General features: G+C 68.8%; 13 protein-coding genes. 8 read left to right on the forward strand and 5 right to left on the reverse strand.

Going from position 1 to position 15,832, the window contains the following annotated elements:
- Positions 1-9: 9 nt before the first annotated feature.
- Positions 10-954 carry a polysaccharide deacetylase family protein gene (locus OV287_RS13920; protein WP_267534504.1) on the forward strand — a complete coding sequence of 315 codons (945 nt, stop codon included), beginning with the start codon at positions 10-12 and terminating at the stop codon, positions 952-954.
- 10 nt (positions 955-964) lie between these two features.
- Here the strand turns inward: OV287_RS13920 and OV287_RS13925 are convergent, their stop codons facing one another.
- Both OV287_RS13925 and OV287_RS13930 read right to left on the reverse strand, forming a co-directional pair.
- A complete protein-coding gene (locus tag OV287_RS13925; protein WP_267534505.1) occupies positions 965-3,919 on the reverse strand; it encodes a serine/threonine-protein kinase in 2,955 nt (984 codons plus the stop codon).
- A gap of 111 nt (positions 3,920-4,030) precedes the next feature.
- Positions 4,031-4,705, reverse strand: coding sequence for a DUF4142 domain-containing protein (locus OV287_RS13930; RefSeq protein WP_267534506.1), 675 nt, complete (start codon positions 4,703-4,705; stop codon positions 4,031-4,033).
- Between the two features lie 242 nt (positions 4,706-4,947).
- On the opposite strand from OV287_RS13930, the gene OV287_RS13935 reads away from it, so the two are divergent.
- Together OV287_RS13935 and OV287_RS13940 are read left to right on the forward strand one after the other, a co-directional pair.
- A complete protein-coding gene (locus OV287_RS13935) occupies positions 4,948-5,802 on the forward strand; it encodes a lysophospholipid acyltransferase family protein (RefSeq protein ID WP_267534507.1) in 855 nt (284 codons plus the stop codon).
- A 19-nt stretch (positions 5,803-5,821) separates the two neighbouring features.
- Positions 5,822-6,766, forward strand: coding sequence for an SDR family oxidoreductase (locus tag OV287_RS13940; protein ID WP_267534508.1), 945 nt, complete (start codon positions 5,822-5,824; stop codon positions 6,764-6,766).
- A 264-nt stretch (positions 6,767-7,030) separates the two neighbouring features.
- Here the strand turns inward: OV287_RS13940 and OV287_RS13945 are convergent, their stop codons facing one another.
- Complete coding sequence (locus tag OV287_RS13945) at positions 7,031-7,450, reverse strand: hypothetical protein (RefSeq protein WP_267534509.1); 420 nt, start codon at positions 7,448-7,450, stop codon at positions 7,031-7,033.
- Positions 7,451-7,521: 71 nt separating this feature from the next.
- On the opposite strand from OV287_RS13945, the gene OV287_RS13950 reads away from it, so the two are divergent.
- Together OV287_RS13950 and OV287_RS13955 are read left to right on the forward strand one after the other, a co-directional pair.
- Complete coding sequence (locus OV287_RS13950) at positions 7,522-10,971, forward strand: tetratricopeptide repeat protein (protein ID WP_267534510.1); 3,450 nt, start codon at positions 7,522-7,524, stop codon at positions 10,969-10,971.
- Between the two features lie 46 nt (positions 10,972-11,017).
- Positions 11,018-11,338 (forward strand): hypothetical protein, encoded by a 321-nt coding sequence (locus OV287_RS13955; protein ID WP_267542343.1) that lies wholly within the window; start codon positions 11,018-11,020, stop codon positions 11,336-11,338.
- Between the two features lie 68 nt (positions 11,339-11,406).
- On the opposite strand, the gene OV287_RS13960 is transcribed toward OV287_RS13955, so the two are convergent.
- Together OV287_RS13960 and OV287_RS13965 are read right to left on the reverse strand one after the other, a co-directional pair.
- Positions 11,407-12,393, reverse strand: a complete 987-nt coding sequence (locus tag OV287_RS13960) for a HEAT repeat domain-containing protein (RefSeq protein WP_267534511.1) — start codon at positions 12,391-12,393, stop codon at positions 11,407-11,409.
- Between the two features lie 20 nt (positions 12,394-12,413).
- Positions 12,414-13,325, reverse strand: coding sequence for a hypothetical protein (locus tag OV287_RS13965; protein ID WP_267534512.1), 912 nt, complete (start codon positions 13,323-13,325; stop codon positions 12,414-12,416).
- A gap of 770 nt (positions 13,326-14,095) precedes the next feature.
- Between OV287_RS13965 and OV287_RS13970 the strand changes: the two genes are divergently transcribed.
- Genes OV287_RS13970 through OV287_RS13980 form a run of 3 tightly spaced genes read left to right on the forward strand, consistent with a single transcriptional unit; the run spans position 14,096 to position 15,832 of the window.
- Positions 14,096-14,593, forward strand: a complete 498-nt coding sequence (locus OV287_RS13970) for an SAF domain-containing protein (protein WP_267534513.1) — start codon at positions 14,096-14,098, stop codon at positions 14,591-14,593.
- Entirely contained in the window at positions 14,590-15,405 is an 816-nt protein-coding gene (locus OV287_RS13975; protein WP_267534514.1) for an SAF domain-containing protein, read from the forward strand. Before OV287_RS13970 ends, OV287_RS13975 begins: the two co-directional genes overlap by 4 nt.
- A 1-nt stretch (position 15,406) precedes the next feature.
- Positions 15,407-15,832 carry an SAF domain-containing protein gene (locus OV287_RS13980; protein WP_267534515.1) on the forward strand — a complete coding sequence of 142 codons (426 nt, stop codon included), beginning with the start codon at positions 15,407-15,409 and terminating at the stop codon, positions 15,830-15,832.

The raw sequence follows: 15,832 nt of genomic DNA on the forward strand, positions 1-15,832 counted from the left end.
GGAGGCGGAGTGGCGCGGCGGCTCGCATCCATCTCCGTCGACCTGGACTCGCTGCCGCACTATTGCCGCATCCACGGGCTGCCCGAGTCGTTGCTGGACGCGCGGGCGCGGGGGCTCGTCTACACCACGGCGGTGCCCCGGCTGAGGCAGTTGCTGGAGACGGTGGGCGTGCCGGGGACGTTCTTCGCCATCGGCGAGGACGTGGCGGCGGACGCGGGAGCCGCGGAAGCCCTGCGCTCGGCGCACCAGGCGGGCGTCGAGGTGGCGAGCCATAGCTTCTCGCATGACTACGCGCTGACGCGGCGCTCGCCCGAGAGCATCCGCGAGGATCTGCGGCGAGCGGACGAAGTGCTCGAGGCGGCCACGGGTGTGCGTCCGGTGGGCTTCCGTGCTCCGGGCTATACGCTCAACGCGGCCTTGTACGAGGCGACGGTCGAGCGCGGCTATCGCTACGGCTCCTCCACCTTTCCCGCTGTCCCGTACTACACGGCCAAGGCGGCGGTGATGGGCACGCTGGCCCTGCTGGGACGTCCCTCGCGGGCGGTGCTGGACTCGCCCCGGGTGCTGCTCGCGCCCCGCACACCGTATCGGCCAGACCCGGCTCGGCCCTACCAACGGGGCTCGGGTGCTGTGCTGGAGCTGCCCATGGCGGTGACGCCTGGCGTGCGCTTTCCCTTCATCGGCACCTTCGCCCTCACGCTGCCGATGCCGGCTGTCCGGGCCGCATACCGCTCACTCCAGGGCGACACGTTCTTCAACCTCGAGCTGCACGCGGCGGACGTGCTGGACGCGCAGGACGGCATCCCGCCCGAGCTGGTGCGCCAGCAGAGGGACCTCCGGGTGTCCGCCGCGCACAAGCTCGAGCGGTTGAGGACCCTCTTTGGCTGGCTGAAGTCCGACTACGACGTGGTGACGCTGCGCGATGCAGCCTCCCACCTCGCCGTCACCGTGTAGTTCCCCGCCCTCAGGGAACGGGGAGCGCCAGGGCCGGTCTCTCTTCCTTCTTGCCGGTGCTTCCTGTGCGCGTCCGGGCCAGGGTGTCTCGCGACTCCGCCACCAAGGGGTGCTTGGGTCCCAGCGCCTTCTCGCGCAGGGCCAATGCCCGCTCGTACAGCGCCCGCGCCTCCTGGCCCTTCCCCAGGTCCCGGAGCACGTTACCCAGGCCGGTGAGCGACAGGGCGATATCGGGGTGCTCGGGCTCCAGGGCCTTCTCCTGGATGGCCAGCGCGCGCACATGCCGCGCCCTCGCCTCCTCGTACTTCTTCATCAACCGCAGCACCTGGCCCAGCTCATTGAGCGTGTTGGCCACGTCAGGATGATTCGCACCCAGCACCTTCTCACGCAGGGCCAGCGCGCGCTCGAGCCGCCGCCGAGCATCCTCGTACCGGCCCAGCCCCCGGAGCGTGCTGCCCAGGTTGTTGAGGGTATTGGCGATGTCGGGATGCTCCGGCTTCAGCAGCTTCTCCCGGATGGCCAGCGCACTCTCGAGTTGCTTGAGCGCCTCTTCGTACCGGCCCAGCTCATCCAGTGCGACTCCGTAGTTGTTGAGCGAGGTGGCCACGTCGGGGTGCTCGAGTCCCAGGGCGTTCTTGCGGATGGCCAGCGCGCGCTCGTACAGCTCCAGGGCTTCGTCGTGCTTGCCGAGCTGCCCCAGCGCCGTGCCCAGGTTGCTGTAGGAGTTGGCGACGAGCGGATTGTCCGACCCCAGTGTCTTGCGCCGGAGGTCCAGGGCCTGCTCGTACGCGGTCCTCGCCTCCTCGTACTTCCCCAGCGCTCCGAGCGCGACTCCCAGGTTGTTGAGCGCGGCGATCACCTTCGGATGTTCGGCACCCAACACCTTGCGCCGGAACTCCAGCACGCGCTCGTACAGGCTCCGGGCCTCCTCGTAGCGGCCCATCTCCTGGAACGCGATGGCCTGGTCATTGAGCGCGTCCGAGCGCGTCTCGTCGTCATCAGCGACTTCCATGGCCGACTCCATGGCGAGCGTCAGCCCCTCCGCCTCCTGGTAGCGCGCCTGCCTCCACCCCACCTCCCGGAAGAGCAGCCCCCAGGCCTTGGCGAGCATCACCAGATCCTTGCTCTTCGCGGCCACGGAAATGGCCCGCCGCACCAGGGTCTCGGCGCCGGCGTAATCCCCGTGCAGGTCCTTCAGGAAGGCGACCTCGTACAGGGTCTGCGCCAACAGAGGTCCGTAGCCCACCTGCTCCACCCGCGGCAGCAGCTCCTCACCGGGGGGCAGGGCCTCGCGGTACCGGCCCGCAAGCCGCAGCGTGGCCAGCCGGTCCACCTGAACCTCCAGCTCCTTCACCTTGGCGCGCACCGCGGGGTCTTCCGGGAGCGGCACCGTGGCCCTCAGCGCCTTGGTATCCGCGCAGGCGCTCAGCGAGGGCAGCGACTGCACCACCTGCACGGCCTTGGACAGGTTGTCCCGGTCGGGCGCACGGGCGAACAGCTCCGTCAGCTCTCGGAGCTGGCCGTGCCGCCGCTCCAGGCAGTCCACCTTCAGCACGGCGAGGTTCCCTGGCGCCGGCTCCTGCATGGCCTCGCACGCCTCGGTCCGCATCCGCACCCAGGTTCCCGCGTAGCCGTCCAGCAGCGAGGACACGCGCGTGAAGGTGTCCTGCGCATAGGGCAGTTGGGTGTCCAGGAAGGCTCGCTTCATCCGCGCCTTCACCGCACCGTCCCAGGTCCCCGTGAGCCTGCGCTCCATGCTGGAGCACCCTGGCTCCTGCTCCACGTTCTGCCAGACGCTCCAGAGCGTCAGCCCCGCCAGGCTCGTCACCAGGGCCGTCAGGGCCACCGCGCGCCTGCGCGCCCTCCGCCGCGCATCGAGATCCACCTCCAGCGCCGCGACCAGCTTCTGCATGGACGCGGGGCGCTGAGAGGGGTCCGCCCGCAGGCCCTGCACCAGGGTGTCCGCCACCCACGCGGGCACGTCCGTGTTGGCGGGAGGGGGCTTCACCCGTCCCTCGAGCTGGGCCTCGGTGGACTCGGCCTGGGTGGCGCCCGAGAAGGGGTGTTGCCGGTAGAGGGCCTCGTAGAGGGCCACGCAGAAGGCGAACAAGTCGCTGCGCGCATCGGCCGACCCGGCCCGCAGCAGCTCGGGAGCCATGTAACGGGGCGTGCCCAGCAGCGTGCCTTGCAGGGTGAGGGGGCTGTCCAGGGCGCCTGGTGGCAGGGGCAGGGGCGTGTTCGAGGCGGGGACCTCCGGGGCGGAGCCAGCACGCGCCAGGCCGAAGTCCGTCACCCGTACCCGCCCGTCCTTGCCCACCAGGACGTTCTCGGGCTTGAAGTCGCGGTGGACGAGGCCCGCCTCGTGCGCGGCCGCCAGCCCGCGCCCCGCGGCGAGGTACATGTCCAGCGTCTCCCGCCAGGTGCGCGGGGCCTGCTCGCTCCAGCGCCGCAGCGTCTGCCCCTCCACCATCTCCATGGCGATGAAGATGGAGCCATCCTCGAGGGTCCCCACGTCGTAGATGGCCACCACGTGGGGGTGCGAGAGGCGCGCCATGGCCTGGGCTTCGCGCAACATGCGCGTCTCCAGGTCATGCTGGGACAGGCCGGGGTCCCAATCGCGGCGCAGCAGCTTGAGGGCCACCCGCCGGTCGAGCCGCGAGTCATAGGCGGCCACCACCTCGCCCATCCCGCCCTGGCCGAGCCGGTTGAGCACGGTGTAGCGGCCGGCCAGCGTCTGTCCCGGCGCCGTCGAGATGGAGCCGCTCCGTCGTGGCTCGGAGGTGGAGGGGTCGGAGGGGAAGAACGGCGTGGCGATGCTGCGGACCTGGGTGGCGGCCTCCCCCAGTGCATCCGCGTACAGGGGCGTCTGCGCTGGCGGGGAGGCCAGGGAACGCACCACCGTGGCGTCCTCCTCCGGGGCGCCGTTGCCCGCGTCTCCCTTTGACCGAGGCCCCTCCTCGCTCATGTGCGTTCCTCCCCGGGGGTGACTGTCGCCGATGGGACAGTCATATCCTGAAGCCGGGGAGGGGGAGTAGCGGCGACGTGTAGGACCGCTGGAGTGGGGGCCGGGGGCCGCTCAGTTCCCGATGTAGCCTTCCAGCGTCGAGGCCCGCTGCAGGTGGCCGCTGAGCACGGGCGCGGTCTTGTTGAGGAACATGGCCAGCGACGTGTCGTCCCGGTACTCGTCCAGGCCTTCCTCGATGAGCTCCTTGCCCCGGTCCTGGCCGTCCTTCACCTGGTCGAGGAATCCCTTGTCGAACTCGTGGCCGCTCAGGGCCGACAGCTCGTTCTTCTTCTCGAGGAACTTCATCACCTGCTTGTCGTACTTCTTGTTGTACTTCTCCTTGCCCTTCTCGATGCCCTCCATCGCGCCCTCGGTGCCCGCGCCCTCGGTGCCCGCGCCGCCGATGGCCAGGTCCTCCATGCTCAGGTCCACGACGGCCAGCGAGAAGGCCTTGGACTCGGCCAGCGTCTTCAGGTCGTCCTGGTTCTTCTCGTGGTCGCGGATCAGCTCCTGAGCGAAGCTCCGCACTTCCGGATCCGTGGACTTCTCGAGGGCCAGGTGGCCCAGGGCGATCTGCTGCTGGTTGATCAGGGAGAGCTGGTCGGCGAAGCGGACCTTCTGAGCGAGGGTCTCGCCTACCTGCTCACCCCGGCTGTGCGCCTGCTTCGCCTCGTCATGGGCACAGCCTGCGCCCAGACCCACCACCGCCAGCAGCCCCGCGCTCCACAACCATCGCTGTATCCTCATGTGTCCCATCTCCTTGGCCCGTTGGACGAGGCAAAGCTGGGGCTCGAAGTGTTGGCCTACAAGCGCAAGGGGCAGGCGGCGCGGCGAGGGCCCGGCACGAGTGTCCAGGGAATGGGCGCCGGGACTTGCCAGGGCGGGCATGGGTGCACGGGGCCCGCGAGCGTCTCCAGGACGGTCTCCGGTGGGCACTCCGGCCCCGTTTCCCTCCCGGTGTGCGGGGCGATGGTGTAGACACACGCTCCATGCTCGAGCAGCTCTCCGACAAGGTGAAGCAGGAGCTCCGGGAGTGGACGGAGCGCATGGTGGGCCCGGAGCGCAAGGAGCGCCTGCAGGCGCTCGCCCGCACCGGCAACGAGTACGGGGTGGACCCATTCGGCTTCAACCTCGACTACAGCCTGTCGGCGCTCGCCCCCTTCTTCTGGCTCTACCGCAACTACCACCGGGTGGAGACCTTCGGCATCGAGAAGGTGCCCAAGGGTCGGGTCCTCCTCATCTCCAACCACTCCGGCCAGCTCCCCATGGATGGGGCGATGATTGGCGTGGCCCTGCTGCTGGAGGCGGACCCGCCGCGCGCCATCCGCAGCATGGTGGAGAAGTGGGTGCCCTCGCTGCCCTACGTCTCCACCTTCATGGCCCGGGTGGGGCAGATTGTCGGCACCCCGGAGAACTGCCGGCGCCTGCTGGAGGCCGATGAGGCCATCCTCGTCTTCCCCGAGGGCGTGCGCGGCCTGGGCAAGCTGTGGCCCCAGCGCTACCAGCTCCAGGACTTCGGCCTGGGCTTCATGCGTCTGGCCCTGGAGACGGACACCCCCATCGTCCCCATCGCCGTGGTGGGCGCCGAGGAGCAGGCCCCCGCGCTGGTGGACGTGAAGCCCCTGGCGAAGCTGCTCGGCTTCCCCTCCTTCCCCCTCACCGTCACCGGGATGCCCCTGCCCCTGCCCACCAAGTACCGCATCTACTTCGGTGAACCGCTGCGTTTCACCGGCCGCGCCGACGACGAGGACAGCGAGCTGGACAAGAAGGTCCGCACCGTAAAGACAGCCATCCAGGGCATGCTCAACCAGGGACTCAAGGAGCGTGAGGGCGTCTTCTGGTGACGCGCCCCGCACCCGCGCCATGAATCAGGATCCTTCCAAGAGACCGGCCGTCGTCATCACCGGCATCAGCGGCAACCTGGGCCGGGCCCTCGCCAAGGTGCTGCACAAGCACGAGCGCATCATCGGTATCGACCGGCGTCCCTTCGTGGGCCGGCCGAAGGACATCGAGATGCACCAGTTGGACTTGCGCAAGAAGAAGGCGGAGGACGTCTTCCGCAAGAACGACATCCGCGCGGTCATCCACATGGGCATCATGCATGATCCGCGCATGAGCGAGGAGGAGCACCACTCCTTCAACGTGGTGGGCACCACGCGCCTGCTCGAGTACTGCGCCAAGTACGGCGTGCCCAAGGTGGTGGTCCTCTCCTCGGCCAACGTCTACGGCCCGAGCCCGGACAACTCCAACTTCCTCACCGAGGACGCGCCGCTCATGGCGGCCAGCCGCTTCTCGGGTGTGCGCGACCTCATTGAAGTGGACATGCTCGCGCATGGCTTCTTCTGGAAGCACCCCCACATCCAGACGGTCATCCTGCGGCCCGTCCACATCGTGGGCCCCACCATCAAGAACGCCCCCAGCAACTACCTGCGGCTGCGTCGCCCATGGGTGTTGGCGGGGTTCGATCCGATGGTGCAGCTCATCCATGTGGACGACGTGGCGCGCGCCATGGTGGAGGCCGCCCTGCGCCCCGAGCCCAAGGGCGTCTACAACGTGGTGGGCCCCGGCGAGGTGCCCCTGTCCGCCATCCACCGCGAGCTGGGCCACAACGCCATCTCCGTGCCGCACCCCGTGGCCCGGCCACTCCTGGGCCTCCTCTTCAAGTACCGGATCGCCAACTTCCCCCCGCCCGAGCTGGACCACATCCAGTTCCTCTGCAACGTGGACGGCTCGCGCTGGCAGAAGGACGTGGCGTGGAAGCCGCGCTTCTCCATGCGCGACACCATCCGCTCCGTCATCGGCGAGTAAGGGGTTCCCCTGACGCCACTGTCAGGGGCCCCGCGCCACGGGCCTTCGAGGGGAGCCTGACACAATTGTCAGGCCCTGACGCCTCTCCTTCACAGCGCTGCACACGGGGCGGGCGCGCAACCCCTTGATTTCAGATGAATGGCGGGCCGCTGAGGGGCTGGCACCCGCATTGCTCTAGAGACAGGCAACTTTCTGAGGAGGTTCCATAGGGGAGCCTCCGACGCCCACCGTCTCGGCCGGCCCCGGGGCGGTGGGCGGTTTTTTTCAGGGGAGCTCTCCGTCGAAGGGTCCCCCGAACTGCTTCTCCAGCAGCCACTTCCCGTCCCGATAGATGAACTCGGAGATGACGGTGTCGCTCTGCTCGGAGACAGAGGGCAGGCGCATCCACTTGATGCGGCTGGTGATGATGGCCCGCGCACCTTCCTCGGCTACCTCGACCTCTTCAATCTCGTAGTCGGTGATGGAGAGGTCCCTCTCGTCCTGTCTCTCCCGGCGAGCCCTCTCAAAATCCTGACGGCGCTCGGGGACGACGAAGCGGGCGGCAATGCGGTAGTCCTTCCAACGCACGCGCTGGTGGAAACTTTCCACCACGGGCCGAAGGGACTCCAGGTCGGACTTCTTCGTGGTGTGGGCGCAGCCCGCACTGAGGGCGAACGCGAGGAACAGAGCAAGCAGGCGAATCACCCGGTGGACGCTAGCACCCATTCCAGAGGGGGCGAAACGGAACGAGCCCCGGTGCTATGGTCGCGGGCCGCATGGCCAAATCGTTGGTGGAGCGCTACGAGCAGCTCCTCGCCCAGGATCCTGCATCATCGGTATTCGTCGAGCTGGCCAAGGCGTTGGTCGCCAAGGGCGAGCACGCCCGCGCCATCGTCGTGTGCGAGCAGGGCATCTCCCACCATCCCAACTCGGTAACGGGGCGGGTGCTGTGGGGCAAAGCCCTCATCTTGATGGGACGCCCCGCCGAGGCGATGGCGCAGTTCGATCAAGCGGTCTCCATCGATAAGGAGAACCCGCACGCCTACAACCTCATCTCCGAGGTGCTGCTGCAGCGGGGTCTGTACCGCTCGGCGCTGCCCATTCTGCGCAAGGCGCTGGCCCTGCAGCCGAATGACGCTCGCGTGCGCGGATGGATGGAGCAGGCGCAGGCCGCGCTCGCGGGCGGGCCCGCTCCAGCGTTCGGAGACCTGAACACCCTCGAGCCCACGGCCGCGGAGGAGTCCGCCGCGCCCGCGGAGGCGTCCGCACCCGCGGCTTCCGCCGAGGCCCCCGAGGCTCCGGCCACCCAGGAGTTGGCTCTCGAGGCCATCGAGGCGGTGGCGGCTCCTGAGGCGCAGCTGTCCTCGCCGGCCCTGGAGGCGTCCGACGAGCCGGTATTGGAGGGCGTGGCGGCTGCTCCGGACGAGGCTCCCGTCGAGCTGTCGCTGGAGGAGAGTGAGATTGATGGAGGCGCGCCGTCCGAGGCCGCGCCGTCCGAGACAGCCCCCGAAGCGGAGCTGTCCGTCGAAGAGGAGCCGCTGGCCGCATCGGCGGAGGCTCCCTCCGGTTCGGATGCGCCGGAGTCGGTCCCGGTCGAGGCCGCTCCTTCAGATGATGGAGGACTGCTCGCGGATCTGCCGCCGCTGGAGCCCGAGCCCAAGCCCGCCGCGCCCGAGGAGCCGAAGCCCGAGGAGCCGGCCGTGCATGCGGTCTCCTCCGCGCAGCCCGGTGGAACGGGCTCGCGGCGCGGGTTGCTCGCGGAGCTGCCCGTGGCGGCCCCGGCGGCCCCCGCGCCCGCCGCCGCCCCGGTGGCCCGGCTTCCCGTGCAGGACGTGGCGGCCCTCACGGCGGCCTATGAGCGCGAGCTGCGCGACAAGCTCCTTCCCAAGGACTCGGCCTCCTTCCTGCCCCGCCGTGCACTGAAGGCGGCCGCGGCCGCGACCATCCTGGTGGTACTGTGCGGCTTGTTCCTCGTGGTGCGGGCGAAGCAGGGGGGCCAGGCGCTCGCCGCCGCGCTGGATCGCGTCTCCCGGTTGCTGGAGCAGGACACGGAGGCCTCCCGGCAGGAGTCGCTCGCGCTGCTCTCCCACGTGGTTCGGCTGGAGGACGACAACACCCGGGCCTGGGCCCTCTCGGCCTACGCTCACGCCCTGCGCTATGCCGACACCGCGTCCGCCGAGGAGCGGTCCCAGGCACTCGACTCGCTCGGCCGCCCCAACGTGCGCGCGGAGCACCCGGTGAGCTCCGCGCTCGTGGACGTGCTGGTGGCTGACGCTCAGGGCCGTGATGCCGCCCACCGTGCCTTGCTGAACGCGAAGCTGGAGAGCGCGGAGGCGCTGGGGCTGGCCGGAAGCGTGCTGCTGGAGCAGGGCAGGGAGAAGGAGGCCCTGGAGCGCTTGCAGCGCGCGCTGAAGCTGTCGCCGCGCAACGTGCGCGCCCTGGTGTCGCTCGGTGTCTACTACCGGGACGCGGGCGATCCGGTGAATGCCCTGAAGATGTACACGGCCGCCACGAAGCTCGCTCCCGAGCACGCGGTGGCGCGCCTCGGCGTCGCGGAGAGCCGGTTGGAGCTCGGCCAGGAGCTGGAGCAGGCTCTCTCGGATGTGCAGGGGCTGACCGGTGATGTGCTGCCCGTCTCTCTGCGCGAGCGCCAGCGGCTGGTGCAGGGCCGGTTGATGACGGCCCTGGGCAAGGCCAGCGATGCGCGGACGATGCTGTCCGAGGGCACGAAGGGCGCGCTGGCCTACGAGATCTTCCTGGCGCTCGGCGAGGCGAACCGCGTGGCCGGGGACATGGCCGCCGCCCAGCGGTCCTTCGAGCAGGCCCTGACGCTGAAGCCCAGCAGCGAGGAGGCCGCGGCGGGCCTGGGCCGGGCGCTGCTGGACCGCGATCGTGAGCAGGAGGTGCTCTCCCGAGTGGAAGGGGAGGGCGGCGAGGTGGCGCTGGTGCGGGCCGCGGCGTACACGAAGCTGGGAGACTTCAAGCGCGCCCGGGTGGAGCTGGCTCGCACGCGCGTGGAGGACCGCTACCCCGCCCAGGCCATCATCTATCTGGCCCAGGCCGACGCCGCCGAGGGCGAGCGCGACCGGGCGCGGGAGGCCCTGGAGAAGACGCTCGCGGCGACGAAGACGGCCAAGGCCGAGGTGCGCACGGCGCTGGCGCAGCTGCACTGGCAGGACAAGGCCCTGGACAAGGCGAGCACCCTGCTGGAGGCGGCCGTGGCGGACGGCTCGCGGGACTACGAGGCCTCGTGCGCGCTGGGCCGGCTGCTTATCGCCCGGGGACTGCCGGACCTGGCGATGAAGCCGCTGACGCAGGCGGTGGAGCGCAATGGCGCGCACGGCGAGGCGCGCGAGGCACTCGGCCGGGCGCTGCTGTCGCTGGGCCGCATCCAGGAATCCCTCAAGCAGTTCGAGGAGTGGCAGCTCGACAACCCAGGGGCCGCGGCGGCCCACAAGGGCTTCGCGATGGCGCTCTTCCAGGCCGGGAAGACGAAGGATGCGGAGGCCGCCTCCGGGCGCGCGGTGAAGCTGGTGGCGAACGATCCCGAGGCGCACCGCGTGCGCTCGGAGATCCTCTTCGCGCTGGGGGACTTCCGGGGTGGCTTCGCCGCCCTGGAGAGTGCCAACAAGCTGGACAGCAAGTCGCCGGAGACGTTCTGCGACATCGCCCTGGCCTTCATGAGGCAGGGCCTGGTGGCCAACGCGGGCAAGGCCTTCGAGGCGGCGCGGCGCGAGGGCCCGGACGTCGCGTGTGGCCGGTCTGGTGAGCACTGGGTGGAGGACTCGGGCGGACGGGCCGCGGCGAAGGTGCTGCAGGGCATCGCGGAGAAGGCGCCCACGACGTGGGACAAGGCCTTCGCGCAGGCGGCCATGGCCCGGGTGCTGCTGGCCGCTGGTGCGGCGAAGGATGCGCGCGCGGCTGCGGACGAGGCGGTGCGGCTGGAGCCCTTCTCTGGACGCAACCACCTGGTGCTGGGGCAGGTGGCGCTGAAGCAGCGCGACGAGGCCACGGCCATGAAGGCGCTCAACCGCGCGGTGGAGCTGGAGCCGGTGGACGGACTGGCCTGGCTGACGCTGGCGGACGCGCTCGTGCGCAACCCCGCGGAGACGGAGCGGGCGGTGGAAGCCTATGGGAAGTTCTTGAAGCTCGCGGGGGCCTCGCCCGAGGCGGGCCGGGTGAAGAAGGCCCTCAAGCCCCTCCAGCGCAAGTTGGGAGGCAGGTAGCGTGCAACAACCTCACCCTCCGCCTCCCGTGCCGCTGATGCGCATCATGGGCGGCAATGCCTTCTTGCTGTCCGTCCTCTACCTGCTGGTGGGCATCGTGGTGGAGGGCGCGCGGCGTGTGTGGCCTTCCATCTTCCTGCAGAAGCTCTCCCTGTCGCTCGACTCGCTGCCTGCTCGGGCGCTGGAGTTGGTGGGGTTGATGCAGCCGCTGCGCGAGGCCTACTTCGCCGGCCAGATTCGCGAGTCCGGGCTGCGCCTGGTCTTCGGCTTCACCACCATCATCATCATCTTCCTGCTCGCGGTGGTGGTGGGCGTGTTCATGGGCTCGCTGCGCAGCCTCGTGCTGTATCGGGCCTCGCGGCGGTAGCAGGTTGCAGCGGCGGAGAGCGGACCTGCGCTATAGCAATGCGGGTCGTGGCTGGCTCTTGGAGAATGTCAGACGATTCGTTCTGGGGAGGGTCGTCCGCGCAGCACCAGGGCAGCATCATCGAAGACCTTGGCCAGGGTGGGGTCTGCTGGCCGGTGTGCTTCGAGGAGCGCAGCATCTTCCGGGCGGCCCAGGTACTTGAGCAGGACAGCGGCTTGAAGGGCGCACTTGAGAGCGGCTGTTGCCGTGAGCAGCCTCCGGGCCATGTCTCGTAACCTGGCGCGGTCTGCTTCTGGGAGCATGGGGAGGAGCTGCTCCGGGCGCAGAAGGAGCAGGGAGAACAAATCCACACAGTAGCTTGAGGCTGTGCCTCTGTATTTCACGGCCGTGTCCACCAGCGGCCATGCCGAGGAGATGAAGGCGGGCAGGGTGGAAACGAGCACCTCGGGTATCTCCTCGGTAAGCACCGTGAGCACCTGGCCCTTGAGCTCGATGGGGATAGAGCTATCGGCGGCCCAGTCTCGGAGCTGTTCCGGGGACTTTTCCAGCAGCACCAGTAGGCTGTGCAGGATAGGGGAAGCTGGAGGCGCGATTTTCTCCAGGACCTGTCGGACGACAGGAATCAGGTCCGGGTGTCGCTTCCGCCACAGCGCGCAGACCACGTCGTTCAAGTCCGCGGGATCCGGACTGCTATCAGCGACCAGCCGCTCCAGCCTGCGTACCAGACTTGTCCGGGCGCTTGCTCCTTTGATGCGTCCTAGTGCCTGCGTGAGGGCCTCCACGACGGCGGCACCATCATGCTCCCCCCGTGCTTCCTCCAGGGCGAGTTGCTGCTCGAGGCGCCTGATGCTGGCGGCACCGCCCAGTTCACCAAGGCCGAAGGCTGCTGCCTGGCGCGTGGCAGCATCCGGGTCCTCCAGCATCGCCTCCAAAAGGGGCCGGGCCTTACGCGCACCGAGCTGGGAGACCTGGGCATGAGCCCGGGCCTCGTCGCCCTCGTTGAAGGCCTCGATGAGCTCGTTCCGCAGTTGTGTGACATCCTCCCTCTGCGCCATGCCTCGTCCTGGTCTTCTTCCTACGGAAAGACTACGCCGGCAGGGATGTATCTTCCCACCAACGTTCCGTCGAGCATGTACAGCTCGTGTATGGCTTCCGGATCCGCCCGCTTCATAGCTTCAAAAGCTTCCAACTCATGCTTCAGGTCCCGAGGGTTGGAGACATAGTTGGTGTTGTGCCGCACGCCATCAGGCCTCACCGAGGAGGCATCCGGTCTCCGGAAACGAACCTCCCTCACGGGTGCTTCATCATAAACGCGCTTGCCCGCTGCGTTCCTCTGAACCCTGTTCTTTCTCAGACTCGTATGCCCGGCCGATTCTCGGGAGGCCAGGTCCCGTTCGATGGTCTCGTTGTGAGTCGGGTTCTCCTGGGTGTGGGGTTTGCCGTAGCGTGTGGAGAGCGCGGGTTCATTTGTCGCGCAAAGAGCCAGGCTGGAGCAGGTAGCGGTGCCTGCGGCCACGCCGGAGACGATAAGGGAGCCGTCCGCGACGACCTGCGCGGTAGAGACGGATTGCTCCAGAAGGACGAGCCCTTCGGGCGTCACCGCAGGGAGTAGTCGCCAGATTCCGCCCTCAGGAACCTGGGGAATGAGCCTGGTCAGGCCCAGGGTTGCGACGGTTACCAGCACTCGCAGGTACGTGCCGCCCATGGATTTGCCGAATCGCGCGGAGGCCGCCTCCAACTCCTGGGGCGTGGAAGCGGCTTCCGCTTCTTGGTACAGGCTCAGGCAGGCCATGGCTACATGGCCCAACTCAATCAGGCCCACCGCCATTGAGAGGCGCAGGGTGAGGGTTGCGGCGAAGGCCTTCGAGAATAACGGCTCGGGTGCAAGCCAGGCGGCGAAGTACACAACGATGGAGAGGCAGACGCTGAGGACGAAGGCGGGGGAGGTGAAGAGCGCGATGGCCGCTTCGCGGACCCCTTCGCCCATGTAGCGGGTAGAGAGTTGGAGGGCGAGGAAGAGACGGCTGGACGCCAGGGAGCCGGGCAGGGGGAGCAGCGGGGGACCGAATTGGGAGATGAACTCCTCGCGAAGCCTCGACTCCCACTGGGAAGCTGCTCCCTGGCCAGCGCTACCTACTCCGGGTACCTCCAACAGATGCAGCCGAAGGCGAGGTTGAGACCCAAGGGGGGCGAAAGCGGCGAGTAAGGGACCCACTTCCTGCAGGCTCAGAACTTCCAGGGCGGGATCGGGCGGACGGGGAGGAAAGAGGAACTGCCAGCGACGCTCGGGTAGCTCGCGGAGGCCAACCGGCAGGCGCCGAGCGGGTTCCCTTGGTGTCTGCTGCGTGATGACGGACTCCTGGAGCTGTCGAGGCTCACTGGCGTGGGCACCTCTCCGCTGATGCGTATCCAGAGTGGCTGGTACCTGCCGCGATCCTCCTTCGTCGACGGGCGCCCGCGAGGTGGCGCAGGCAGCGGACAGGAGGACGAAGCTCAAAGCCAGGGCCAAGCGCGGCGGTATTGGGATTCTGCCCATGCTGCAGGAGCATGCTCCAATAGGCGGCTACGGTGGAGGGGTACTGTGCCTGCTGCCCTACATCTACCTTTGATGGCTCTCCCCGTCTTCCGACTCGTTGCCAGCCCAGGCGCTGAAGCAGGCGGGTCAGGAGCACGTAGGTGGTGCCCGAGGCCCACGCCGGGCTACCTTGCGCGTATGCGATTCAGTCAGTCTGGACGCGGCTATCCGCGAGGGCGTTCATGAGCGCTCCACGGAAACCGCTGCACAAAGGCATGCTCGCTGGCGGCATCGCCGTGGGTCTGGGAGTTGGCCTGGTGGCCAGCGGGTTCGGCGCGGGGGTTCTCGCGTACACCCTCGTCAAGAAGGCGGAGCGAGAGTCGCGCGCCGGCTGGATTCTCGTCCCAGTCGTCGTCGCGAAGCGCGACGTTGCGCCCGTTGAGGCCTTGAAGCTCGATGATCTGGCGCAGCGCTCCATCCCCGAGCAACTCGTCACGTCCTCCCTGGTCCGTCCGGACTCGTCCGCCTACGTGATTGGCCAGTCGCTCACCGTTCCCGTCCAAGAGGGCGAGCCGCTGCGCTGGGCGTTCTTCCCGGTAGCCACCGAGAATCTCAAGCCCGAGGAGACCCTGCTCTCCAAGGAGTGCGAGCGCGCGCTCGACCTGCAACCGGACCGCCCCAAGCCGGATCAAACCGCGGGGAAGATCCGTGAACGAATCGTCGGGGGAGGTTCGCCATGAGGTCCTTCCTCCTGGGCGCGTTGATCGGTCTCGTCGTGAGCTGCGCGGGCGTCGGTCTGCTCGCGGCACGCACCATCCCGAAGCGGATGGAGGATGCTCGCTACGGTTGGGCGCTCAAGCCCATCCTCACCCTCACGCGGGAGGTCGCCGTGGGGGAGAAGCTCACGGACGAGGACCTCACGGAAATCCGCATCCCGGAAAAATTCATCTTGGAGTCCTTCGTCCAGCCCGCGGATCGGCGCGCGGTGGTCGGCCGGGCCGTCACCCTGGGGATGGTGAAGGGAGATGTCCTGGCCTGGTCGGCGTTCTCCCAGCAGGACTCCCGTGAGCGGGTGCGGGCCTGCATCGCCGATGGGCGCACCGCCTACCAGGAGGCGGGTGCACGCGCGAGGGATGCGGCCATCCAGGACTTCTCGCAGCGGAGTGGTCTGCCGCCCTCGAGCCCACCGCCGCCGGTGCCCGCCTTCAAGTTTGATGCGAAGGGTCTGACCCCGGTGGTCGTGGTGACGCAACAGGTGAAGGAGGGAGACCGGATTCCCGCGTCCGCACTGGAGGTCCGGCGGATGCCTCGGGCGCTGGTGACCCCGAGCCTGGTGTCCGGGGATGCGTTGGAGGCCGTAGCAGGGGCCGTGGCGGTGGTGCCGATGGAGCCGGGAGACACGCTGCGCTGGCAGTTCCTCGATGACCCGGAGCAACCTCGCTCCACGGGCGCGTGCCAGCTGCAAGTCTCCTCGGCTGCCGACAAGGCGCGCGCCAACGTGGCCAGGGCGCGGGCCGAGGCGTTCTTCGGTGTGGCCAAGGAGGGCCGCTGACATGCGTCCACATCATCTGCTGATGCTCGCGCCGCTGCTCGTGGTCGTGATGGGAGCGCGGCCCGGAAAGGAGCCCCGTGCTCCCGCTCCCGAGCAGGTCTCCATCATCGTCGCGGTGCGGGACATCGCGGCGGGCGAGCGCGTGACCGAGGCGGACTTCACTGCTCTCCTGGTGCCCAAGGAGTGGGTCACCACGTCTCTCGTCAAGCCGGATTCCCGCGAGTACATCATCGGGCAGCGCGTGCTCCTGCCTGTCATGAAGGGGGACCTGATCTCCTGGAGCCTGTTCGAGACCACGCGCGACTCCACCATCCGTGAGAGCTGTGCCAGCGCGTCGGGCCAGCCAGCGACGGCGGCCGAACAGGTCTCGCGAGCGCGGCAGGTCCTCCTCGAGCGCCAGAGGCAAGGCACTCCGGCGGAGCACTGA

Origin of the sequence: Archangium lansingense, assembly GCF_026626635.1 — a bacterium.
Taxonomy (GTDB): domain Bacteria; phylum Myxococcota; class Myxococcia; order Myxococcales; family Myxococcaceae; genus Archangium; species Archangium lansingense.